The 22116-nt window shown below is 45.2% G+C and carries 23 protein-coding genes; 19 read left to right on the top strand and 4 right to left on the bottom strand.

The genetic code is table 11. From position 1 onward, the window contains the following. Positions 1-2: 2 nt before the first annotated feature. Positions 3-821 carry a phosphate ABC transporter ATP-binding protein PstB gene (gene pstB, locus AACV20_RS17520; protein WP_010320428.1) on the top strand — a complete coding sequence of 273 codons (819 nt, stop codon included), beginning with the start codon at positions 3-5 and terminating at the stop codon, positions 819-821. A gap of 36 nt (positions 822-857) precedes the next feature. Beyond that, entirely contained in the window at positions 858-1556 is a 699-nt protein-coding gene (gene phoU, locus AACV20_RS17515; protein WP_010320427.1) for a phosphate signaling complex protein PhoU, read from the top strand. A gap of 66 nt (positions 1557-1622) precedes the next feature. Here the strand turns inward: phoU and AACV20_RS17510 are convergent, their stop codons facing one another. After that, positions 1623-2459: a copper homeostasis protein CutC gene (locus AACV20_RS17510; protein ID WP_013857514.1), complete on the bottom strand. Its 837-nt coding sequence runs from the start codon at positions 2457-2459 to the stop codon at positions 1623-1625. A gap of 157 nt (positions 2460-2616) precedes the next feature. After that, positions 2617-3228, bottom strand: a complete 612-nt coding sequence (locus tag AACV20_RS17505; RefSeq protein ID WP_010320425.1) for a peroxiredoxin C — start codon at positions 3226-3228, stop codon at positions 2617-2619. Positions 3229-3424: 196 nt separating this feature from the next. Between AACV20_RS17505 and AACV20_RS17500 the strand changes: the two genes are divergently transcribed. The 3 genes from AACV20_RS17500 (at position 3425) to aceA (ending at position 8000) form a co-directional block, all read left to right on the top strand. Further along, the gene (locus AACV20_RS17500; RefSeq protein ID WP_013857512.1) at positions 3425-4327 is read left to right on the top strand and encodes a hydrogen peroxide-inducible genes activator; all 903 of its coding nucleotides are present in this window, start codon (positions 3425-3427) and stop codon (positions 4325-4327) included. Between the two features lie 592 nt (positions 4328-4919). Next, the gene (gene aceB / locus AACV20_RS17495; RefSeq protein ID WP_026028092.1) at positions 4920-6554 is read left to right on the top strand and encodes a malate synthase A; all 1635 of its coding nucleotides are present in this window, start codon (positions 4920-4922) and stop codon (positions 6552-6554) included. A gap of 135 nt (positions 6555-6689) precedes the next feature. Next, complete coding sequence (aceA, locus tag AACV20_RS17490) at positions 6690-8000, top strand: isocitrate lyase (protein WP_013857509.1); 1311 nt, start codon at positions 6690-6692, stop codon at positions 7998-8000. Positions 8001-8093: 93 nt separating this feature from the next. Here aceA and AACV20_RS17485 read toward each other — a convergent pair whose 3' ends face one another. Beyond that, positions 8094-8540 (bottom strand): CBS domain-containing protein, encoded by a 447-nt coding sequence (locus AACV20_RS17485; protein ID WP_038171482.1) that lies wholly within the window; start codon positions 8538-8540, stop codon positions 8094-8096. Positions 8541-8768: 228 nt separating this feature from the next. Between AACV20_RS17485 and queA the strand changes: the two genes are divergently transcribed. The 5 genes from queA (at position 8769) to secF (ending at position 14358) form a co-directional block, all read left to right on the top strand. Then, a complete protein-coding gene (gene queA, locus AACV20_RS17480) occupies positions 8769-9821 on the top strand; it encodes a tRNA preQ1(34) S-adenosylmethionine ribosyltransferase-isomerase QueA (RefSeq protein WP_026027701.1) in 1053 nt (350 codons plus the stop codon). 128 nt (positions 9822-9949) lie between these two features. Continuing rightward, positions 9950-11080, top strand: a complete 1131-nt coding sequence (tgt, locus tag AACV20_RS17475) for a tRNA guanosine(34) transglycosylase Tgt (RefSeq protein WP_026027700.1) — start codon at positions 9950-9952, stop codon at positions 11078-11080. Between the two features lie 107 nt (positions 11081-11187). After that, the gene (yajC, locus tag AACV20_RS17470) at positions 11188-11520 is read left to right on the top strand and encodes a preprotein translocase subunit YajC (RefSeq protein ID WP_013857505.1); all 333 of its coding nucleotides are present in this window, start codon (positions 11188-11190) and stop codon (positions 11518-11520) included. 19 nt (positions 11521-11539) lie between these two features. Then, positions 11540-13396, top strand: coding sequence for a protein translocase subunit SecD (gene secD / locus AACV20_RS17465; RefSeq protein ID WP_017044259.1), 1857 nt, complete (start codon positions 11540-11542; stop codon positions 13394-13396). Between the two features lie 14 nt (positions 13397-13410). After that, complete coding sequence (secF, locus tag AACV20_RS17460; protein WP_013857503.1) at positions 13411-14358, top strand: protein translocase subunit SecF; 948 nt, start codon at positions 13411-13413, stop codon at positions 14356-14358. A gap of 174 nt (positions 14359-14532) precedes the next feature. Here secF and suhB read toward each other — a convergent pair whose 3' ends face one another. Continuing rightward, positions 14533-15336, bottom strand: coding sequence for an inositol-1-monophosphatase (suhB, locus tag AACV20_RS17455; protein WP_013857502.1), 804 nt, complete (start codon positions 15334-15336; stop codon positions 14533-14535). Positions 15337-15513: 177 nt separating this feature from the next. Here suhB and trmJ point away from each other — a divergent pair, with 177 nt between their 5' ends. The 9 genes from trmJ to iscX all read left to right on the top strand — a co-directional run bounded on the left by trmJ (position 15514) and on the right by iscX (position 21998). Next, a complete protein-coding gene (trmJ, locus tag AACV20_RS17450) occupies positions 15514-16242 on the top strand; it encodes a tRNA (cytosine(32)/uridine(32)-2'-O)-methyltransferase TrmJ (protein ID WP_026027699.1) in 729 nt (242 codons plus the stop codon). A 115-nt stretch (positions 16243-16357) separates the two neighbouring features. Next, positions 16358-16879: a Fe-S cluster assembly transcriptional regulator IscR gene (iscR, locus tag AACV20_RS17445; RefSeq protein WP_026027698.1), complete on the top strand. Its 522-nt coding sequence runs from the start codon at positions 16358-16360 to the stop codon at positions 16877-16879. Between the two features lie 26 nt (positions 16880-16905). Beyond that, positions 16906-18120, top strand: a complete 1215-nt coding sequence (locus tag AACV20_RS17440) for an IscS subfamily cysteine desulfurase (RefSeq protein WP_017046248.1) — start codon at positions 16906-16908, stop codon at positions 18118-18120. Between the two features lie 56 nt (positions 18121-18176). After that, positions 18177-18560 (top strand): Fe-S cluster assembly scaffold IscU, encoded by a 384-nt coding sequence (iscU, locus tag AACV20_RS17435; protein ID WP_010320409.1) that lies wholly within the window; start codon positions 18177-18179, stop codon positions 18558-18560. A 62-nt stretch (positions 18561-18622) separates the two neighbouring features. Beyond that, complete coding sequence (gene iscA / locus AACV20_RS17430; RefSeq protein WP_010320408.1) at positions 18623-18946, top strand: iron-sulfur cluster assembly protein IscA; 324 nt, start codon at positions 18623-18625, stop codon at positions 18944-18946. Positions 18947-19012: 66 nt separating this feature from the next. Continuing rightward, positions 19013-19528: a co-chaperone HscB gene (gene hscB / locus AACV20_RS17425; protein WP_026029095.1), complete on the top strand. Its 516-nt coding sequence runs from the start codon at positions 19013-19015 to the stop codon at positions 19526-19528. 21 nt (positions 19529-19549) lie between these two features. Beyond that, a complete protein-coding gene (gene hscA / locus AACV20_RS17420; protein ID WP_170907712.1) occupies positions 19550-21403 on the top strand; it encodes a Fe-S protein assembly chaperone HscA in 1854 nt (617 codons plus the stop codon). 11 nt (positions 21404-21414) lie between these two features. After that, on the top strand, positions 21415-21753 hold the full coding sequence (gene fdx, locus AACV20_RS17415; protein ID WP_010320405.1) for an ISC system 2Fe-2S type ferredoxin: 339 nt from the start codon (positions 21415-21417) through the stop codon (positions 21751-21753). Between the two features lie 50 nt (positions 21754-21803). After that, entirely contained in the window at positions 21804-21998 is a 195-nt protein-coding gene (gene iscX / locus AACV20_RS17410; protein ID WP_010320404.1) for a Fe-S cluster assembly protein IscX, read from the top strand. Positions 21999-22116 lie beyond the last annotated feature (118 nt).

Below are 22116 nucleotides of genomic sequence, written 5' to 3'. Positions count from 1 at the left end.
TTATGTTTTCCATCAATCAAACTTTGGGTTATCACGCCCCGTTAGATGTCAATAATCTGAGCGATCAACAAACGGCGATTGCGATTGAAGATCTGAATCTGTTCTATAAACAGACTTGTGCGCTGAGCCATATCTCAATGCGTATTCCCAAAGGACAAGTAACGGCGTTTATCGGCCCTTCCGGTTGTGGTAAGTCAACCTTACTGCGCTGTATTAACCGGATGAACGATCTGGTCGAAGGGTGTCGAGTTGAAGGTGAAGTCAAACTTCATGGTAGAAACGTCTATCACCCAGATGTGGATGTTGCCACGTTGCGCCGCCGAGTGGGGATGGTATTCCAACGACCCAACCCATTTCCGAAATCCATTTATGAAAACGTGGTGTATGGGCTTCGTCTACAAGGAATTAAAAATAGCCGTACTTTAGATGACTCCGTTGAGCGAGCTTTAAGAGCCGCTGCGTTATGGGATGAAGTGAAGCATCGCTTACATGAAAATGCATTTGGCCTTTCGGGTGGGCAGCAGCAACGCTTAGTGATCGCCAGAGCGATTGCTATTGAGCCAGAGGTGCTGTTGCTTGATGAGCCAACGTCTGCTTTGGATCCTATTTCTACTTTGACCATCGAAGAGTTGATTAACGATCTCAAAACCAAATACACAGTGGTGATTGTGACGCATAACATGCAACAAGCGGCAAGAGTGAGCGATCATACGGCTTTTATCCATATGGGGAAATTGATTGAGTATGCGGATACTGACTCTATTTTCACCTCCCCATTGAAAAAACAGACGGAAGACTATATTACTGGTCGATATGGTTAATACTTTCGTCAATAGCGATATTCAAAAGGAACGATGATGCATCTAGGTCGCCACATTTCAGGACAGTTCAATGTTGAACTTGAATCGATTCGCACTCATGTATTGACGATGGGCGGGCTGGTGGAGCAACAACTCTCTTTTGCGATGCAAGCATTGCATAAAGATGATGCCGATCTGGCCAGAAAAGTCGTTCGGGATGATCACAAAGTGAATGCGATGGAAGTCTCTATTGATGAGGCTTGCACGCGTATTATCGCTAAGCGACAACCGACAGCCAAGGATCTGCGCTTGATCATGGCGATCATCAAAACCATTACCGACCTTGAGCGAATTGGTGATGTTGCCACCAAAATTGCCTACGTCACTATCGAAAGCCCTTCACCTAAAGAGAGCAAATTTCGAGTTTCTCTTGAACCTTTATGCCGGCAAGCCATTGCAATGTTGCACCAAGTGTTAGACGCTTTTGCGCGGATGGATCTTGAATCGGCTGCTGAAGTGTACCGCTTGGATGATAAGCTGGATGCCGAATATGAAGCCGTGATCCGCCAACTGATGACCTATATGATGGAAGACCCTAAAAATATCCCACATATATTACAAGTCATGTGGTCTGCACGAGCCATCGAACGCGTGGGCGATCGCTGCCAGAATATCTGCGAATACATCATCTATTTTGTCAAAGGTAAGGATGTGCGCCACTTAGGTAAACAATCGATTGATGACATCCTCAAATAGCCTTTTGGGTAAAGTAAGGCGAAGGAAAGTTATTCACCTTACATCAAGACATAACGGTCGCCGAAGTTAAGAAAGCTGGCGTAATACCTCTTGGATTTTAGCCGGATCGGTAATTGGGATGAGGGTGTCATCGACAGACTCTTGGCCCATTTTCACCGCATTGGCGATCATATCCATGCTACTTGCACGCGTGGTTTTGCCGGACAAATGCACTTCAGTGATGCCCGTTTCACGGATAATGTCAGTCACGTTTGATGCGTTTAAGCCAGCCCCAGCCATAATAGAGAATCGACCATTCGCCAGTTTCACCATGTGTGCAATTACGGCTCGTCCTGCATAGGCATCTGGCGCTAACCCTGAAGTAAGTACACGCTCACACCCTAATTTTGCAATGTCTTCAATCGCTTGTTCATAGCTGTGGCATTGATCAATCGCACGGTGGAAAGTGGTACCCAATCCTTGCGCGGCTTGCATCATCAGTAAGCTTGCTTCAAGGTTGATGGTGCGATTCGGATTCAAAATACCAAAGACGATGCCGTCTAGTCCCGCCTGTTTTGCCATCTCGATATCGATCAACATCGAATCGAGATCATCCTGATCATAAAGAAAGTCGCCTTGACGCGGACGAATCATCGCGTAAACAGGAACGCTCGATATTTGTGCGGCCTTTTTCATTAAACCAAAGCTGGGCGTCAGTCCACCTAATGCGAGCGACGAACACAATTCAATGCGAGTAGCCCCGCCTTTAATGGCGTTGTGTAGCGATTCAATATTATCAATACACACTTCAACTTGAATATTCATAGCAAAATCCTGCTGGAAAAATTTGGTTAATGTTAGCAAGTTAGAGTAGTGACGTCTGTGTGATTGAGGTAAGAAATAGGGGTAAAGTTTACCAACCAATGCTGCCTCATTTTCGCTAAATGAATGCCAAAGAAAAAGCCCAAAGCGTTAGCTTTGGGCTTGGATAAGGACTTTACTTCTTAACTGATTGGCGATGCGTTTTACGCTTTATTATATGTCCAACCATTGACCCGAGTTGAGCGCGGGCTAAGGAGAATTATTTCTTGCCTAGGTCGTCTGAGTGCTCAGCTAGGAATGCTGCAACACCTTTTGGAGATGCATCCATACCGGCTTTGCCTTCTTCCCACTGTGCTGGGCACACTTCACCGTTCTTTTGGTGGAAGTTAAGCGCATCAACCATACGTAGCATTTCGTCGATGTTACGGCCTAGTGGTAGGTCGTTCACAACTTGGTGACGTACAAGACCATCTTCGTCGATGAGGAAAGAACCACGGAAAGCAACGCCTGCTTCTGGGTGCTCAACATCGTACGCTTTACAGATTTCGTGCTTCACGTCAGCGATTAGCGGGTATTTTACTTGGCCAATGCCACCGTTTTCGATAGCGGTATTACGCCATGCGTTGTGAGAGAATTGAGAATCGATAGATACACCGATTACTTCAACGCCTTTCGCTTGGAAATCTTCGAAGCGTTTGTCAAAAGCGATAAGCTCTGATGGGCAAACGAAAGTGAAGTCTAGTGGGTAGAAGAAAACAACCGCTTTCTTACCTTTAGTAAATTCTGCGAAGTTGAAGCTATCAACGATTTCACCGTTACCAAGAACAGCTGCTGCAGTAAAATCAGGGGCTTTACGACCAACTAGTACCATTTTTTTGCTCCTAAGAATAAGGTTTAGTTCCAAACCAGTGATGAGCACTGGTCCAGTCCGTTTTTGAACGAGACAAACTATAGTACAGATTGTAGGATAGTAAAAAGCGAAATAAATAGATTAGTCTCATCGAAAAAAGCGATGAGCTCTAATGACGGAATCAGAAACGGCACTCAAATAAGATAGTAGTAGAACGATGAATAAATGGCCCAGTTTGAAGCAGTTGCACTATTTAGTAACACTCTACGAAACACGGCACTTTAGTGATGCCGCTGAACGTTGTTTTGTTAGTCAATCTACCCTAAGTAAAGGGATCCAAAATTTAGAGGAATTAATAGGCTGCCCGCTTTATGAAAAGGATAAGAAAGCTCCGTTAGTGTTTACCCAAGCGGGAGAGCTGGTTGTTAGCCAAGGAAGAGAGTTACTTGCCAAAGGACAAGATTTAGTGGAACTCGGCAAGGTTTGCCAAGGCGATGAGATGCAAGGTCAGCTTAAGCTGGGTTGTATTCCAACCATTGCTCCATTTTTACTGTGTGATTTAGTGCAAGAAGTGAATGTCCGCTTTCCGAAGTTGAACTTATTATTACGAGAAGATACGACGACGAACCTTTTGGCTGCACTGCGTCATGGAGAGCTTGATGTGTTGATTTTGGCTTTGCCTGTCGATATCGGCAAAATGGAGAGCCGAGTCGTGGGGATTGATCCATTCAAAATGGTGATCAGCCGTCATCAAATGGATAGCATCCGTGTGCCAATCAAGTATGCTGACCTGCCTGATGAATCGGTGTTTTTGCTCGAAAATGTGCACTGTTTAACGGATCATGCTGTGTCGGCTTGCAAGTTAACCGCCAAAGAGAAAATTAATCCATTTACCGCAACCAGTTTACATACCTTAGTGCAGATGGTCGCCAATGGTTTAGGGACGACTTTCATTCCACAAATGGCAATCAATCATGGCTTAGTTGAAAACCAAAATTTAGTGGTCATCGAGCCTCCTGGCCAGCAAGCGTATCGAGAGATTGGTTTAGTCTGGCGGCCAAGTTCATCGCGAACTCACACTTTTAAGCAGTTAGCGGATGTGGTTTCTGGTTTACTTTAGCGATTAGTCTTACTCTTTCCTTTGCTTAAAAAATCAAAAAGTCACTTTTAATGTGGCTTTTTTCAGTTTTTTATTCTGTTAGTGTTTTTAAACTTGTAAAATTTTACAAACAATTCTTGATGAAGTTTTCATAAAATCAAAAATCTTTACAGCCACAATTTTACACATCCTATTTTCTCTTGCGTTTAAAAATAAGGCATCTGTTTCGCTCGGTTAGTCGTAAATTCAAGCCTTACTGCGTCTCACATCATTTCGAACGTCTGTTTAAAACTAAAATCTGCCTTTTTGAGTTTTGTAATAAAATAACGTAATAACTTTCATATTTAACAAGGAAATCAAACATAGGTTTGAAACGGGATAAAACTTTGTTTTTAACCTTTCATTAACTTTGTCTCTTTTGCTGAATGATGAGTTGATGTAAGGTTTAATAAGGTTTTGTAAGACTTATGTCTAGCTTGGTTAGGCTTGAAATATTGGATTGACTGAGAGAAAGTGTCGGTAGAGATAAGTCAGTGAATAGCAAAAAATGAGCATTTGAGTTTGTGGTTTTTAAATTACAAATGTAGTTGGAATGGTTTTAAGGAAGAACGTTATGTTTGCACAGACCCCAGAAACAGAGTTAGCACTCAGCAAAGAACACCACGAAGCCAAGCTTGAGGTTGTTGGTGCCGTTGGCCCACATCACCAAGCTATTTTCCCTTCAGAAGCCCAAATCTTCTTGTCCACTCTGTGTGCTAAATTTGCAAGCCGTGTCGATTCGCTGCTGGATGCACGAGAAGAGCGACAAACACGTATTGATAACGGAGAACTGCCGGATTTTCTCAAGGATACGCAAGATATTCGCGAAGGAAGCTGGAAAATTCTCGGTATCCCACACGATTTACAAGATCGTCGAGTGGAGATTACGGGGCCAACCGACCGAAAAATGGTGATCAATGCATTGAATGCTAACGTCAAAGTGTTCATGGCGGATTTTGAGGATTCGATGTCACCAGCATGGGATAAAGTGCTGGATGGGCAAGTCAATTTGCGTGATGCCATTGAAGGAACCATTAGCTATACCAATCCTGACAATGGTAAGTGCTACCAGCTTAAAGATAACCCAGCGGTGCTCATTTGTCGGGTACGCGGTCTGCACCTTAAAGAAAAGCATGTTAAATATGCAGGGCAAAGTATTCCGGGTTCGTTGTTTGATTTTGCACTCTACTTTTACAACAACTATAAATCATTGCTTAAAAAAGGCAGTGGCCCTTATTTTTATCTTCCAAAACTTCAGGCCTATCAAGAAGCAAAGTGGTGGAGTGACGTTTTCCATTTTACCGAAGAGTATTTTGGGTTAGAAACTGGCACCATTAAAGCCACCGTATTGATTGAAACCTTACCCGCCGTGTTCGAGATGGACGAAATATTGTTCTCGCTTAAAGAACACATTGTCGGCTTAAATTGTGGCCGCTGGGATTACATTTTCAGTTATATCAAGACATTGAAAAATTATCCGGATCGGGTGCTACCAGATCGCCAAGTTGTCACAATGGAAAAGCCGTTTCTTAACGCCTATTCACGCTTACTGATCTACACCTGTCATAAGCGTGGCGCATTTGCGATGGGCGGTATGGCCGCGTTCATTCCAGCTAAAGATCCCCAAGAAAATCAGTTGGTTCTCGATAAAATTCATCACGATAAATTACTCGAAGCCAATAATGGTCATGACGGTACTTGGGTTGCCCATCCAGGTTTAGCGGATACGGCAAAAGCGGTCTTTGACCAAGTACTGGGCGAGCGTTGTAACCAATTAGATGTTACGCGTCTGTCTGATGCGCCGATTCATGCCAATGAGCTGTTGACCCCATGTGAAGGGGAACGTACCGAACAGGGCATGCGTCATAATATTCGAGTTGCACTTCAGTACATCGAAGCATGGATCTCCGGCAATGGCTGTGTCCCCATTTATGGTTTGATGGAAGATGCGGCGACTGCAGAGATTTCTCGAGCGTCAATATGGCAATGGATCAAGCATGGAAAAGCCTTGGATAACGGTCAGATTGTTACCAAAGCGCTTTTTGAGCAGTATCTTGCGCAAGAAATTGAAGTCGTGAAACAGGAAATCGGCACGCAGCGATTTGCACAAGGACGATTTAGCGAAGCGGCACAATTGATGGCTCGCTTAACTACCAGCGATGAGTTGACACATTTTCTCACCGTTCCGGGTTATGACTACCTAGATTGATGAGATTTAAAACCAATAACTAATAACCAATTACTGACAACCAATAACGTGAAGCTGTTTTCAAAAGCAGAATAGGTCGTACTGCTGAGAAAAGGATGACAGTGCGCTTGCGCATCAAAATAAGAGGGATAGACCATGACATTAACTCGCCGCCAACAAATCGAAGCTCTAGAAAAAGATTGGGCAACCAACCCACGCTGGAAAAATGTAAAGCGTACTTATACTGCTGCTGAAGTGGTTGACCTGCGCGGTTCAATCACTCCAGCCAACACCTTGGCCCAACGTGGCGCTGATAAATTGTGGTCACTGGTTAACGGCAGTGCCAAAAAAGGTTATGTGAACTGTTTGGGTGCATTGACAGGTGGTCAAGCGGTACAACAAGCCAAAGCGGGAATTGAGGCGATTTATCTCTCCGGCTGGCAAGTAGCGGCAGACAACAACACCGCTTCCACCATGTACCCGGACCAATCACTTTATCCAGTCGATTCTGTTCCATCGGTGGTCAAGCGCATCAACAACTCGTTTCGTCGTGCCGATCAAATTCAGTGGGCGGCCGGAAAATCACCGGAAGATGAAGGTGGTATTGATTACTTCTTACCGATTGTTGCCGATGCTGAAGCCGGTTTTGGTGGCGTACTCAATGCTTACGAGTTGATGAAGTCGATGATTGAAGCAGGGGCGGCCGGTGTGCACTTTGAAGATCAGTTGGCGTCAGTAAAAAAATGCGGACACATGGGCGGCAAGGTTCTGGTTCCGACTCAAGAAGCGGTTCAAAAATTGATTGCGGCACGTTTGGCCGCTGACGTATCAGGGACAACCACTTTGGTCATTGCTCGTACTGATGCAAACGCGGCGGATCTACTGACCTCGGATTGCGACGCATACGATCGTGATTTTATCCAAGGTGAGCGTACTCAAGAAGGTTTCTATCGCGTGAATGCTGGGATTGAGCAAGCGATTTCACGCGGTCTCGCTTACGCGCCGTATGCTGACCTCGTGTGGTGTGAAACCGCTAAGCCTGATTTGGATGAAGCCCGCCAATTTGCCGAAGCAATTCTAGCGCAATACCCAGATCAACTGCTGGCTTATAACTGTTCTCCCTCTTTCAACTGGGAGAAAAACTTGGATGCAGACACCATTGCTCGTTTCCAGCAAGAGTTGTCGGACATGGGGTACAAATATCAATTCATCACCTTAGCGGGCATTCATAACATGTGGTACAACATGTTTGAGTTAGCACATGCTTACGCGCAAGGCGAAGGTATGCGTCATTACGTTGAGAAAGTTCAGCGTCCAGAGTTTGAAGCAGCATCAAGAGGTTATACCTTTGTTGCACACCAACAAGAGGTGGGAACGGGTTACTTTGACCGGATGACCAATACCATCCAAGGTGGCAGCTCTTCCGTGACCGCGTTAACGGGCTCTACCGAAGAAGACCAATTTTAATTAGCTATACTTCCCAATCATTATCTGTGTAACACCTTTGAGCGGCGTAAGCCGCTCTTTTTTATGTGAGGTACTTATATTAGGGAGTGAGCGTTATTCAATATCGACTTCGTCCGGTTCACTCTCTTCTTGTAGCTCAAGTAAGGTAACAGCTACCCCAATAAAGTCCGTGTCAGTAATAATGCCCACTAGTTGGCCTTTATCTACAACGGGTAAGCAGCCTACTTTATGTTTTTGCATGTAGATAGCACTCTCTTTTAACCCCGCTCGCGGGTCAACCGTCATAATTTCAGTATGCATCACCTCATATAACGGTGTTGTCAGTGTATATGATTGATCTTCAGGGATGTTTTTTAAGCTAGACTCTTGCGCGGCAAGAATATCTCGATGAGTAATGATACCGAGTAGTTTTTTGTGTGGATCGACGATAGGGATATGGCGAATATCCAACGCTTCCATAGTGTGCTTAGCATCGGCTAACGTGTGTGTACGCAACAGGGTATGGGGGTTGCGAGTCATCATGTCTTCAATTTTGATCATAACGAGCTCCTTTTTATTATTGACCTGATTCAACTATAGTTTTTTCTGCGCAAAATATCTGAGAGCTCCCGCTATTTTTACTTTGATTGATGCGTAAAGATTGAGTGCCATTTTCATGTTTAATTACATTAAATTTAGATCTGGGTCTGACGAGCGAAGGTGTTTACGTATATACTACGGCGCTTAAAAAAATTACGTCATCCACTCAAAACGAACAAGATAAGAACTATGCAAGTTTCAGACTTTCACTTTGAACTTCCCGATGAGCTGATTGCTCGTTACCCAACGGCTGAACGTACGGCGAGTCGCTTACTGCAATTAGACGGTAACAGCGGTGAACTGGCGGATGGCTCATTTAAAGACGTTCTTGACCGAGTTCAGCCCGGCGATTTATTGGTTTTTAACAATACACGTGTCATTCCGGCTCGCATGTTTGGGCGCAAAGCTTCAGGCGGTAAACTGGAAGTATTGGTCGAACGAATGTTGGATGAACAGACGATTTTAGCTCATGTTCGCTCATCTAAGCCGCCAAAACCGGGCAGTGAGTTGTATTTAGGAGAGCATGACGAATATCATGCACACATGGTGGCTCGCCATGACGCGCTGTTCGAGATTCGTTTTACAGCGTCAAAGACGGTACTGGAGATCTTAAACGAGATTGGCCATATGCCGTTACCGCCTTACATTGACCGCCCTGATGAAGATGCTGATAAAGAGCGTTATCAAACCGTATACAACCAAAAACCGGGAGCTGTCGCTGCACCGACCGCCGGTTTGCATTTCGATGAGGCTCTGCTTGAGCAAATCAAAGCGAAAGGCGTCGAATTTGCTTATGTAACCTTGCATGTTGGCGCTGGAACCTTCCAGCCAGTACGAGTCGACAATATTCACGATCACCATATGCATGCAGAATATGTTGAAGTGCCACAAGAGGTAGTCGATGCCGTCAACGCGACGAAAGCGCGTGGTGGCCGAGTGATCGCTGTTGGAACTACGTCGGTGCGCTCACTGGAAAGTGCCGCGCAAGATGCGCTTAAAAAGGGCACTGAGCTGGTTCCTTTTTTCGGTGACACTGAAATTTTCATCTTCCCTGGTTATGAGTATCAGTTGGTGGATTGCTTAATCACTAACTTCCACTTGCCAGAGTCGACACTGATTATGCTCGTCAGCGCTTTTGCAGGTTATGAGCATACTATGGCCGCGTACGCGCATGCCGTGAAACATCAATATCGTTTCTTTAGTTATGGTGATGCGATGTTTATCACCAAGAACACCAATTAACGAGTGCTAGCATTACGCTAGGAGAAGAAGCTCCGCTTCGTTTTTCGCTAGGAATTGGCGACCGCTCTAGAGGGGTGCTTGCACCTAATCATGATACGTCAGACTGTTTCTCTGACATTGGAGGCTTCGTGAAGTTAACATACGAACTTAAAAAGAAAAACGGAAATGCTCGCCGTGGGCAATTAACCTTTGAACGTGGCACTGTGCAAACACCGGCATTCATGCCTGTAGGTACTTACGGCACAGTAAAAGGCATGACACCGGAAGAAGTAAAAGAGACGGGCGCAGAAATTTTGCTCGGTAATACTTTTCACCTGTGGCTGCGCCCTGGCCAAGAAGTGATGAAAATGCACGGCGACTTGCATGATTTTATGAACTGGCAAGGCCCGATCCTCACCGATTCAGGTGGTTTCCAAGTGTTTAGCTTGGGTGACATTCGCAAAATCACAGAAGAAGGGGTGCATTTTCGTAACCCAGTCAATGGTGACAAGATTTTCATGGACGCAGAAAAGTCGATGGAAATTCAAAAAGATCTGGGATCTGACATTGTGATGATTTTCGATGAGTGTACGCCGTACCCTGCGACGCACGACGAAGCGAAAAAATCAATGGAGATGTCTTTACGTTGGGCGCAGCGTTCACGTGACCATTTCGACAAATTAGAGAACACCAACTCGCTATTTGGTATCGTGCAAGGCAGTGTTTACGAAGATTTGCGTGATGTTTCCGTGAAAGGCTTAACCGAGATCGGATTTGATGGCTACGCGGTTGGTGGCTTAGCGGTGGGTGAACCTAAAGAAGACATGCACCGTGTACTTGAGCACACCTGTCCACAATTGCCAGAAGACAAACCACGCTACCTGATGGGTGTCGGTAAACCTGAAGACTTAGTAGAAGGGGTACGTCGCGGTATCGATATGTTTGACTGTGTGATGCCAACGCGAAATGCACGTAATGGCCATCTATTTGTGACGGGTGGTGTGATCAAGATCCGTAATGCAGTACATAAAACCGATACAACTGCGCTGGATCCGCATTGTGACTGTTACACTTGCAAAAATTATTCGAAGTCGTATTTACACCATCTGGATCGTTGTAACGAAATTCTGGGTGCGCGTTTAAATACTATTCATAACTTACGTTATTACCAACGCCTGATGGCAAGCATTCGTTTAGCGATTGAAGAAGATCGTTTCGACGCGTTTGTTGAGGAGTTTTATGCTCGTCGCAATCGTGAAGTTCCACCAATGGGCCAATAACGGTTTTGCTGCGTTTTGCTTGATTTGTGAAGTGATAAACTTGAAATTAAGCCAACGCAGCCCAATTAGAATTACATTACACAACAATATTTTAGAGGACGTTTTCAATGAGTTTAATTTCTGTAGCACACGCAGCAGGTGAAGGTGCATCACAAGGTGGCGGTTATGAAATGCTGATCATGCTTGGTATGTTTGCGGTTATTTTCTACTTCATGATTTACCGCCCACAAGCCAAACGTGTTAAAGAGCATAAAAGTTTGATGGCCGCCATGACTAAAGGTGATGAAGTGTTAACCAGTGGCGGTTTAGTGGGTAAAATCACTAAAATCGCAGAAGACAGCGATTACATCTCTATCGAATTGAATGTGAACAATGAAATTGTGATCAAAAAAGATTTCATTACAGCGGTGCTACCAAAAGGTACGCTTAAGTCTTTATAACAGCTAAAGGATCCTTGCTGTGCTAAACCGTTATCCGTTATGGAAGTATTTGTTAGTGGTGTTCGCCATCACTCTCTCTGCTTTATATGCACTTCCAAATATTTACGGTGAAGATCCGGCAATTCAAATTACAGGGGCGCGTGGCGCCTCTGTTGATATGTCAACGCTGGATGCCGTCACCAAAGCTCTTGATAAAGAGAGCCTTTCTCATAAATCCATTGCTCTAGAGAATGGATCAATTCTTGTTCGATTTAACGATACCGATACTCAAATCAGTGCGCGTGATGTGGTGAGTGAAGCGTTAGGCAAAGATACAATTGTTGCACTTAACCTTGCTCCTTCAACGCCTTCTTGGTTGGAATCGATTGGCGCGGCACCGATGAAGCTTGGCCTTGATCTGCGTGGTGGTGTTCACTTCTTAATGGAAGTGGATATGGATGCCGCAATGGAAAAATTGATTGGTCAGCAAGAAGAAGCGTTTCGCAGCGAACTGCGTGATGACAAAATTCGCTACCGCGCTATTCGCTCAGTGGGCAACGACCGAGTGGAAGTCACTTTGCGTGACGATGAGCAATTAGAGCAAGCACAGCAAGCATTAACGTCGAAACATCCTGATATGACTTTTACTACGTCTAAGGCTGACGGTCGCTTTGCGCTGATTGCTCAATTTACTGAGCAGCGTTTGCAGGAAGTTCGAAATTACGCCGTTGAGCAGAACATCACGATTTTGCGTAACCGTGTTAACGAATTAGGGGTCGCTGAACCCTTAGTGCAGCGTCAAGGTGCCAGCCGCATTGTGGTTGAATTACCGGGGGTTCAAGATACCGCTCGTGCTAAAGAAATTCTTGGCGCAACCGCGACTCTTGAGTTTCGTGAAGTTGATGACAAGGCTGATTTAGCCGCCGCGGCTTCTGGTCGCGCTCCTGCTGGGAGTGAAATCAAATCTGATCGTAATGGTCGCCCGGTTGTCTTGAAAAAACGCGTGATTCTAGGTGGTCAAAGTATCACGGATGCCAGCTCTAGCATGGATGAATATGGTCGCCCGCAAGTGAACATTTCGTTAGATAGCGAAGGCGGAAATAAGATGTCGGCGTTCTCTAAAAAGAACATTGGCAAGCTTATGGCAACGGTATTTGCAGAGTACAAAGACAGCGGCCGTCGGACACCTGATGGCAAAGTGATTCTGGATAAGCATGAAGAAGTGATCAACCAAGCAACGATTCAGTCGGCTCTTGGGCGTAACTTCCGTATCACGGGAATTGATTCTGCTGCAGAAGCTCAAAACCTTGCACTTTTACTGCGTGCAGGTGCGTTAATTGCGCCAATCTCTATTGTTGAAGAGCGTACCATTGGTCCATCAATGGGGCAGCAAAATATCGATATGGGCATTCAAGCCTGCATCTGGGGTATGGTTGCGGTGATGCTCTTTACGCTGCTTTACTACCGTGGTTTTGGCTTGATTGCCAATATTGCATTGATGGCGAACCTTGTGCTCATTATTGGTGTGATGTCGATGATCCCAGGGGCGACAATGACCTTGCCGGGTATTGCGGGTATCGTATTGACGGTTGGTATGGCCGTGGATGCTAACGTTCTGATCTTCGAGCGTATTCGTGAAGAGCTCCGTGATGGACGAAACCCACAACAAGCTATCCACCAAGGCTATGCTAACGCGTTCAGTACCATTGCTGATGCCAACATCACTACGTTGATTACGGCAATCATTCTATTTGCTGTGGGTACTGGAGCCATCAAAGGGTTTGCTGTCACACTTTCTATCGGTATTTTAACCTCAATGTTTACCGCTATTATCGGGACTCGCTGTATTGTGAACCTGTTATATGGTGGTAAACGCATTAAAAAATTGTCGATCTAAGGCTAGGAATTACTATGTTTCAGATTCTAAAAGCAGATAAAACGATCGACTTTATGCGTTGGTCTAAATTTGCGTTTTTATTCTCTCTTTTAATGATTGGTGCGTCTATTTTCACTTTATCAACCAAGTGGTTGAACTGGGGACTGGACTTCACCGGCGGTACTTTGATTGAAGTTGGGTTTGAACACCCAGCTAATCTTGAAGATATCCGCAGTGCTTTGGAAGCGAAAGGGTTTGGCGATGCGACGGTGCAGAATTTCGGTTCCGCGCGCGAAGTGATGGTTCGTCTTCGTCCACGTGCTGACATGGTTGGCGAGACGTTAGGCAACCAAATTCTTTCTGCTATTAAAGAGGGGACAGGAAAAAGTGTCGAGATGCGTCGCATTGAGTTCGTTGGCCCGAATGTGGGCGATGAATTAGCTGAAGCCGGAGGCTTAGCGATTTTGGCTTCGCTCATCTGTATTTTGCTTTATGTCTCCGTTCGTTTTGAATGGCGGCTCGCTGCGGGCGCGGTGATGTCACTGGCACACGATGTGATCATCACGCTTGGCATCTTCTCTATCATGCAAATTGAGGTTGATTTAACGATTGTTGCCGCTTTGCTGACCGTTGTCGGTTACTCGCTCAACGATACGATTGTGGTATTTGACCGTATCCGTGAAAACTTCCGTAAATTGCGTAAAGGTGATTCAGCCGAGATCATGAACAGCTCAATTACCCAAACCTTGAGCCGGACTTTGATTACATCGGGAACCACCTTGCTGGTGGTGATCGCACTCTTTGTACAAGGTGGTGCGAACATACATGGTTTTGCCACCGCTTTACTGCTCGGTATCACCGTGGGTACTTATTCATCTATCTATGTCGCATCAGCGTTGGCATTGAAATTAGGAATTACCCGTGAGCACCTACTTCCACCTCAAGTGGAAAAAGAGGGTGCGGAGTTCGACGAACTTCCTTAGCAGCCTGAAAGTTTCTTAAATAGCCAAAGCCGCAGAATATTCTGCGGCTTTTTTCTAACCATCCCACCGCGGTCACTCTAAGTAGCAAAGTATAAAACGAAACTAAAAAAGCCTCGTATATTGCTATACGAGGCTTGAATCAATTTTGACGGTGTTGATGGTATTTAGTGCAACCTATTTAAGAATAGCGCTGTTACCGTTATCACGAATGTGTTTCAGAATCGCTTTAACACCACGGGCACTTGAACCTACAATGTTGCCCGATTTCATGTATTCAGTACCGCCAGAGAAATCGGTAAGAATAACGCCTGCTTCACGAGCGATCAGCTCGCCAGCGGCTAAATTCCAAGGTCTTAAACCCAGTTCAAAGTAACCATCGACACGGTTTGAAGCTAGGTAACATAAATCAAGCGCAGGAGAACCAGTACGACGGAAATCAGCACATTCAACAAACAGTGCAGACATGATTTTCATGAAAGATTCGGCATGTTGCTTTTGTTTGTATGGGAAACCAGTAGCGAGAATAGTGCCTTGAAGATCTTTTAACTGTTTAACACGAAGGCGTGAGTTGTTTAATTGCGCACCAGCACCACGTTGAGCGGTAAACAGCTCATTGCGCATTGGGTCATAAACACAAGCAACTTCTGTTTTGCCTTTAATGCGAACCGCGATGGAAACGGCGAAGTGGGGTAAACCTTTGACGAAGTTTGTTGTGCCATCCAGTGGGTCGATGATCCATTGAACGTCCTTATCTTTACCGTCGATAAGCCCGTTTTCTTCAGCAACGATACTGTGTTCTGGGTAAGAACTTTTGATTGTATCGATGATCATAGTTTCTGCTTCTTTGTCTACGTTAGTAACAAAGTCATTAGTCCCTTTCTGAGTTGTTTCGATTTTCTCAGTATTTTCTAGTGATTTAGCAATATGGTTACCAGCTTTTCGCGCAGCGCGAATAGCAATGTTTAGCATTGGATGCATACAGTTTTCCCAACGGATGTTAAAGAACGAAAAAGCGGGCAGCAGTATAACAAAGTTTTATTAAAAAGGAAGTGGCTATTTTTTGCTCGGTTGTTCATGTGTAGCTAAAGGACCTGACCATTTTAGTCAGGTTTATGTTAGTATTCTGTCGTTTAAAATAGAGTGGCGTACAACGTAATGCTAGACAATGTAAAAATCATTTTAGTAGGGACATCTCATTCAGGAAATATTGGTTCTGCTGCCCGAGCGATGAAGGTCATGGGCCTAAGTAAAATGATTTTGGTTTCGCCTCAATGCGAGGTAGACGCCCAAGCGATCGCTCTAGCTGCTGGAGCAAGCGACATTGCTTTAAATGCGGAGGTCGTGGATACGCTAGAGCAGGCTGTCGCAGATTGTGGCCTGGTGGTTGGGTCAAGTGCACGCTCACGAACTTTAGAATGGCCAATGCTTGAACCGCGTGAATGTGGGGAAAAATTGGCGCAAGAAGGGCAGCAATACCCGGTTGCTTTAGTGTTTGGCCGAGAAAAAACCGGGCTGACCAACGATGAACTGCAAAAATGCCATTTTCATGTATGCATTCCGGCTAATCCTGAATACAGTTCGTTAAACCTTGCTATGGCCGTACAAACATTGAGTTATGAGGTGCGTGTTGCCTACCTAAATAATGAAAAAAAAGGTTATCAAGCCCAGCCAGAAGAAGCGTATCCTCTGCATCACGAATTGGAAATGTTCTATCAGCATCTTGAAAAGGTAATGATACAGACACAGTTTATTTCAAAGGAACAGCCGGGACAGATCATGAATAAACTCCGTCGGCTATTTTCTCGTTCGCGTCCAGAGTCTCAAGAAATCAATATATTACGTGGTGTGTTGACCTCAATTGAGAAGCATCGCAGCAATCAATAATTATCCAGATTAATAATAGGGTTAAATACCTGACTAAATTAGTCAAATAAATACTTGACCTATTTAGTCAGGTATGGAAAAATTCCAACCACATAATCAATGTGGATACGGTGATATGAGACTTACATCTAAAGGAAGATATGCGGTTACAGCCATGTTAGATGTGGCTCTGCATTCGCAACAAACCCCAGTGCCACTGGCGGATATTTCCGAACGGCAAGGCATTTCGCTCTCTTACCTTGAGCAGCTGTTTTCTAAACTGCGTAAAGCGGGGCTAGTTGCTAGTGTGCGTGGTCCAGGTGGTGGATACCGCTTAGGTGCAGATGCCTGCTCAATTTCGATTGGTACTGTGATTGCCGCTGTTGATGAATCAGTTGATGCAACAAAATGTAATGGAAGAGCCGACTGCCAAGGTGGTACTCGCTGCTTAACACATACGTTATGGCGAGATCTTAGCTCTCGCATTAGTGACTTTCTGAACAACATTACTCTTGGCGAGTTAATGATTGATAATGAAGTACTAGAAATTTCTGACCGCCAAGGCTTGGGCCTGACGGTGAACCACGGGTTAACCAATAAAAATACCAATACCGTGATTATCGGCTCGGTGCCCGTAGGTCTTAATGCCCGCTCATAGCGGCAATGTTTACATTGGAGTAGAAAATGAAACTGCCTATTTATTTTGACTATTCAGCTACCTGTCCAGTTGACCCTCGCGTGGCTGAAAAGATGGTTCAGTACATGACGATGGATGGTGTTTTTGGTAATCCAGCATCGCGATCGCACCGTTATGGCTGGCAGGCAGAAGAAGCCGTAGACACTGCGCGTGAGCAAATTGCTGAACTGCTTAATGCTGATCCTCGCGAAATCGTATTCACATCCGGTGCGACAGAGTCAGACAACCTCGCGATCAAAGGTGTGGCGCATTTCTATGCCAAGCAAGGTAAGCATATCATTACCTGTAAAACCGAGCATAAAGCGGTGCTTGATCCATGTCGTCAGCTTGAGCGTGAAGGTTATGAAGTGACCTATCTTGAGCCAGAATCGAATGGCTTGATTGATCTAAAAAAATTAGAAGCGGCAATGCGTGATGACACAATTTTGGTGTCGATCATGCACGTGAACAACGAAATTGGCGTAATTCAGGACATCATGGCGATCGGTGAGCTTTGCCGTGAACGCAAGATAATTTTCCACGTAGATGCAGCGCAATCTGCCGGTAAAATTCCCCTTGATGTTCAAGAAATGAAAGTGGATCTTATTTCCCTTTCTGCGCATAAAGCGTATGGACCTAAAGGGATTGGCGCATTATATGTTCGCCGTAAACCTCGTATCCGTCTTGAAGCGCAAATGCACGGTGGCGGCCATGAACGTGGTTTCCGTTCAGGCACATTACCAACGCACCAAATCGTAGGTATGGGTGAAGCATTCCGCATTGCCAAGCAAGACATGCAAAAAGATTTTGACCACGCAAAAGCATTGCGTGACCGTCTACTCGCTGGTGTACAAGACATGGAAGCCGTGAGTGTGAATGGCGATTTATATCAGCGTGTTCCGCACAACCTGAATATTAGTTTTGCCTTTGTTGAAGGCGAATCGCTACTGATGTCTTTGAAAGACTTAGCAGTATCATCAGGTAGTGCTTGTACGTCGGCCAGCTTAGAGCCGTCATATGTACTGCGTGCGCTTGGTTTGAACGATGAAATGGCGCACAGCTCGATTCGTTTCTCATTTGGCCGTTTTACCACCGAAGAAGAAGTGGACTACGCCGTTGAACAAATCCGCGTAGCCGTAAGCAAATTACGTGACATGTCTCCTCTATGGGATATGTATCAAGAGGGTGTGGATTTAAACACCGTTGAATGGGCACATCACTAGTCCTTTAAAAGGCACTGGTTTATTCCCAAGGAAATAGAGGATTAGAGGTAACTATCATGGCATACAGCGAAAAAGTAATTGATCACTATGAAAACCCACGTAATGTTGGCTCTTTTGATAAAGAAGATCCAACCATTGGTAGTGGTATGGTTGGCGCTCCAGCTTGTGGCGATGTAATGAAGCTACAAATTAAAGTGACGCCAGAAGGCATCATTGAAGATGCAAAATTTAAAACCTACGGTTGTGGTAGCGCGATTGCTTCGAGCTCACTGGTTACTGAATGGGTGAAAGGCAAGAGCATTGACGAAGCGGCAGCCATTAAGAACTCTGAAATCGCGGAAGAGCTAGAGCTTCCACCAGTGAAAGTTCACTGTTCGATTTTGGCGGAAGATGCGATCAAAGCTGCCGTTGCCGATTATAAAAAGAAACACCAACAATAATATTAAGGGAGTGAATGATGATTCACTCCCATAAGTTCAAACTAAGAATCTAAGGTTGTAGTATGGCCATTACCTTAACTGAAACAGCAGCGCATCGCGTTCGAGCATTCCTAGATAACCGAGGCAAAGGCGTAGGTTTACGTCTTGGAGTGAAAACAACAGGCTGCTCGGGTATGGCTTACGTGCTTGAATTCGTTGATGACGTTAACGAAGAAGACGAAGTGTTTGAAGATCATGGTGTCAAAGTGATTATCGATTCGAAAAGCCTCGTCTATCTTGATGGCACACAGCTTGACTATGTCAAAGAAGGGCTAAACGAAGGTTTTGAGTTCAACAACCCGAATGCAAAAAGCGAATGTGGTTGTGGTGAAAGCTTCAACGTGTAACGGATTGGCTTTCGGCGTGACTAGGCTCACTTGAGCCTAGTGTCGAGCACTAGGAGCAATGTGTTAATGAACTATTTTGAATTATTTGGGCTACCAAGTCAGTTTGCACTGGATGGTAGCCTTCTTTCTTCTCAGTTTCGTGCGCTGCAAAAACGGTTTCATCCCGACAATTTTGCCACTGCGTCTGAGCGAGATCGCCTGCTTGCTGTGCAAAACGCCTCACAAATCAATGATGCTTATCAAACATTAAAATCGCCGATCAGTCGCGCAGAATACTTGTTGCTTGAACAAGGCATAGAGTTACGCGCAGAACACCAAACCATGCAAGATCCGCTGTTTTTAATGGAGCAGATGGAGCTGCGAGAAGAGCTTGAAGCCATCGCCTCACAGTCTGATGTTGAAAGTGCGTTATTCGATTTTGAAAACAGAGTCAGCAAGATGTATAAACAGCATCTTACCTTGGTTGAGCAACAACTTAATCATGCTCAATGGAACCTTGCGGCTGATACGGTTCGCAAGCTTAAATTTATTGCCAAGCTCAAAAATGAAATAGAAAGAGTCGAAGAACAGTTACTCGGCTAGTTCGATAATAAGGACCAACCCATGGCATTACTTCAAATTGCAGAACCCGGTCAAAGCTCTGCGCCGCATCAGCATAAACTCGCAGCGGGTATCGACTTGGGGACAACCAACTCATTAGTCGCATCGGTTCGAAGCGGTAATGCGACGACGCTTGCTGATGAACAAGGACGCTCGATCCTCCCTTCGGTGGTCCACTATTCGGCTCAAGAGCGTTGCGTAGGCTTTGATGCCAGAGCACACGCGCAAGTTGATCCTGCTAATACCATCATTTCTGTGAAGCGTTTGATCGGCCGTTCACTGGCTGACATTCAGGCGCGTTATCCCACATTGCCTTATCGCTTCAAAGCCAGTGACAACGGTTTGCCTATTTTGCAAACGGCTCAAGGTGATAAGAACCCGATTCAAGTTTCCGCCGATATTCTTCAATCTCTTGCTCAGCGTGCCGAAGCGTCGTTAGGTGGTGAATTAGCGGGCGTGGTGATTACCGTACCTGCTTATTTTGATGATGCGCAACGCGTGGGCACCAAAGATGCCGCTCAACTTGCCGGCTTGCACGTACTGCGTTTACTCAATGAACCTACCGCTGCAGCGATTGCCTATGGCTTAGACTCTGCGCAGGAAGGTGTGATTGCGGTTTATGATTTAGGTGGCGGTACGTTTGATATCTCTATCTTACGTCTGTCGAAAGGCGTGTTTGAGGTACTCGCGACTGGTGGCGATTCCGCGCTCGGTGGTGATGATTTTGACCATTTGATTGCTGACCATTTTTTGAGCCAAATCGGCTTAGCTGAACCGCTCACTGCTGAGCAGCAACGAGCATTGCTTGATGCGGCCACCGAAGCGAAAATTGCCTTATCTGATACCGATAGTGTCGAGGTTTCTGTGCTGGGTTGGCAAGGGCGTTTAACTCGCGATGAGTTTAACCAACTCATCACGCCACTAGTAAAAAGAACCTTACTATCGTGTCGTCGAGCACTCAAAGATGCCGAGATTACTGCAGATGAAGTGTTGGAAGTGGTGATGGTCGGCGGTTCAACTCGTACGCCACTGGTTCGAGATTTAGTTGGTGAATTTTTTGGTCGCACACCACTAACTAGCATCAACCCTGATGAAGTTGTCGCGATTGGTGCAGCAATTCAAGCCGACATTTTGGTGGGTAATAAACCCGATTCAGAAATGTTACTGCTGGATGTAATTCCCCTGTCGCTGGGTATTGAAACCATGGGTGGCTTAGTGGAAAAAATCATCCCACGTAACACCACCATTCCTGTTGCGAAAGCTCAAGAATTCACCACCTTCAAAGATGGTCAAACAGCCATGAGCATCCATACGGTGCAGGGCGAACGTGAGATGGTAGACGATTGCCGCTCATTGGCTCGTTTTTCACTAAAAGGTATTCCACCAATGACGGCGGGTGCCGCGCATATCCGCGTAACTTATCAAGTTGATGCAGATGGCTTACTCTCTGTGACAGCGATGGAAAAAAGTACGGGAGTTCAGGCGGAAATTCAAGTTAAGCCCTCGTATGGACTGAGTGATAATGAAGTAGCAAATATGCTGCGAGATTCGATGACGTTTGCCAAACAAGATATGCAGACTCGCGCTCTGGCAGAGCAACGTGTAGAAGCCGATCGTGTAATCGAAGGTTTGATCTCTGCCTTACAGGCCGATGGTGATGAATTGTTATCTGAGTCAGAAAAGCAGATCCTTCTGAATGCAATAGAAGATTTAATTGTGCTGCGTAATGGTGATAGCGCCGATGCCATCGAGCAAGGAATTAAAGAGACAGACAAAGCCAGCCAAGATTTTGCTTCACGCCGTATGGATAAATCCATTCGCAGTGCACTTGCTGGTCAATCGGTAGATGATATTTAAAGAGAAAAATTATGCCTAAGATTATTGTGTTACCTCACCAAGAGCTTTGTCCTGAAGGTGCCGTTCTGGAAGCGCAAGCAGGAGAAACCGTACTGGATGTGGCGCTGAAAAATGGTATCGCTATTGAACATGCGTGTGAAAAATCCTGCGCATGCACGACTTGCCATATTATCGTTCGCGAAGGGTTTGACTCACTTGATGAGAGTGATGAGTTGGAAGATGACATGCTTGATAAAGCGTGGGGTCTTGAACCTGAATCTCGCCTTGGCTGCCAAGCTAGAGTCGCTAACGAAGATTTAGTGGTTGAAATTCCAAAGTACACACTCAATCTGGCTTCTGAAGATCATTAATCCTATTGAGCGTATTAACGCCCGTTCACTGTTTGTAAAAGGAAAGCAAAATGAAATGGACCGATTCTCGTGATATTGCGATCGAGCTTTGTGAGCAATACCCAGACGTAGATCCTAAAAATGTACGTTTTACGGATCTACACCAGTGGGTGATGGAACTGGAAGAGTTTGATGATGAGCCAAACCGTTCCAACGAAAAAATTCTCGAAGCGATTATTCTATGTTGGATGGAAGAGATCGACTAAGACTATTGCTAACATGATGGTTATTCAGTAAAACATCACAGAGTTAACAATTTTAACTAAAAAGAGCGGACCGAATGGTCCGTTTTTTTATCAAGTTGACATTTTGACCCTACAAAAT

It is taken from the genome of Vibrio sp. B4-6, from assembly GCF_963888245.1.
Classification (GTDB): domain Bacteria; phylum Pseudomonadota; class Gammaproteobacteria; order Enterobacterales; family Vibrionaceae; genus Vibrio; species Vibrio anguillarum.
The sequence above is the reverse complement of the archived record's forward strand: the minus strand, read 5'-3'. Positions and strand labels throughout refer to the sequence as shown.

What these genes read in the sequence shown, in the direction of transcription:
- pstB (WP_010320428.1), top strand. Translation starts at nt 3, where the DNA reads ATGTTTTCCATCAATCAAACTTTGGGTTATCACGCCCCGTTAGATGTC.
- phoU (WP_010320427.1), top strand. Translation starts at nt 858, where the DNA reads ATGCATCTAGGTCGCCACATTTCAGGACAGTTCAATGTTGAACTTGAA.
- AACV20_RS17505 (WP_010320425.1), bottom strand. Translation starts at nt 3,228, where the DNA reads ATGGTACTAGTTGGTCGTAAAGCCCCTGATTTTACTGCAGCAGCTGTT.
- AACV20_RS17500 (WP_013857512.1), top strand. Translation starts at nt 3,425, where the DNA reads ATGAATAAATGGCCCAGTTTGAAGCAGTTGCACTATTTAGTAACACTC.
- aceB (WP_026028092.1), top strand. Translation starts at nt 4,920, where the DNA reads ATGTTTGCACAGACCCCAGAAACAGAGTTAGCACTCAGCAAAGAACAC.
- aceA (WP_013857509.1), top strand. Translation starts at nt 6,690, where the DNA reads ATGACATTAACTCGCCGCCAACAAATCGAAGCTCTAGAAAAAGATTGG.
- AACV20_RS17485 (WP_038171482.1), bottom strand. Translation starts at nt 8,540, where the DNA reads ATGATCAAAATTGAAGACATGATGACTCGCAACCCCCATACCCTGTTG.
- queA (WP_026027701.1), top strand. Translation starts at nt 8,769, where the DNA reads ATGCAAGTTTCAGACTTTCACTTTGAACTTCCCGATGAGCTGATTGCT.
- yajC (WP_013857505.1), top strand. Translation starts at nt 11,188, where the DNA reads ATGAGTTTAATTTCTGTAGCACACGCAGCAGGTGAAGGTGCATCACAA.
- secF (WP_013857503.1), top strand. Translation starts at nt 13,411, where the DNA reads ATGTTTCAGATTCTAAAAGCAGATAAAACGATCGACTTTATGCGTTGG.
- suhB (WP_013857502.1), bottom strand. Translation starts at nt 15,336, where the DNA reads ATGCATCCAATGCTAAACATTGCTATTCGCGCTGCGCGAAAAGCTGGT.
- trmJ (WP_026027699.1), top strand. Translation starts at nt 15,514, where the DNA reads ATGCTAGACAATGTAAAAATCATTTTAGTAGGGACATCTCATTCAGGA.
- iscR (WP_026027698.1), top strand. Translation starts at nt 16,358, where the DNA reads ATGAGACTTACATCTAAAGGAAGATATGCGGTTACAGCCATGTTAGAT.
- AACV20_RS17440 (WP_017046248.1), top strand. Translation starts at nt 16,906, where the DNA reads ATGAAACTGCCTATTTATTTTGACTATTCAGCTACCTGTCCAGTTGAC.
- iscU (WP_010320409.1), top strand. Translation starts at nt 18,177, where the DNA reads ATGGCATACAGCGAAAAAGTAATTGATCACTATGAAAACCCACGTAAT.
- iscA (WP_010320408.1), top strand. Translation starts at nt 18,623, where the DNA reads ATGGCCATTACCTTAACTGAAACAGCAGCGCATCGCGTTCGAGCATTC.
- hscB (WP_026029095.1), top strand. Translation starts at nt 19,013, where the DNA reads ATGAACTATTTTGAATTATTTGGGCTACCAAGTCAGTTTGCACTGGAT.
- hscA (WP_170907712.1), top strand. Translation starts at nt 19,550, where the DNA reads ATGGCATTACTTCAAATTGCAGAACCCGGTCAAAGCTCTGCGCCGCAT.
- fdx (WP_010320405.1), top strand. Translation starts at nt 21,415, where the DNA reads ATGCCTAAGATTATTGTGTTACCTCACCAAGAGCTTTGTCCTGAAGGT.
- iscX (WP_010320404.1), top strand. Translation starts at nt 21,804, where the DNA reads ATGAAATGGACCGATTCTCGTGATATTGCGATCGAGCTTTGTGAGCAA.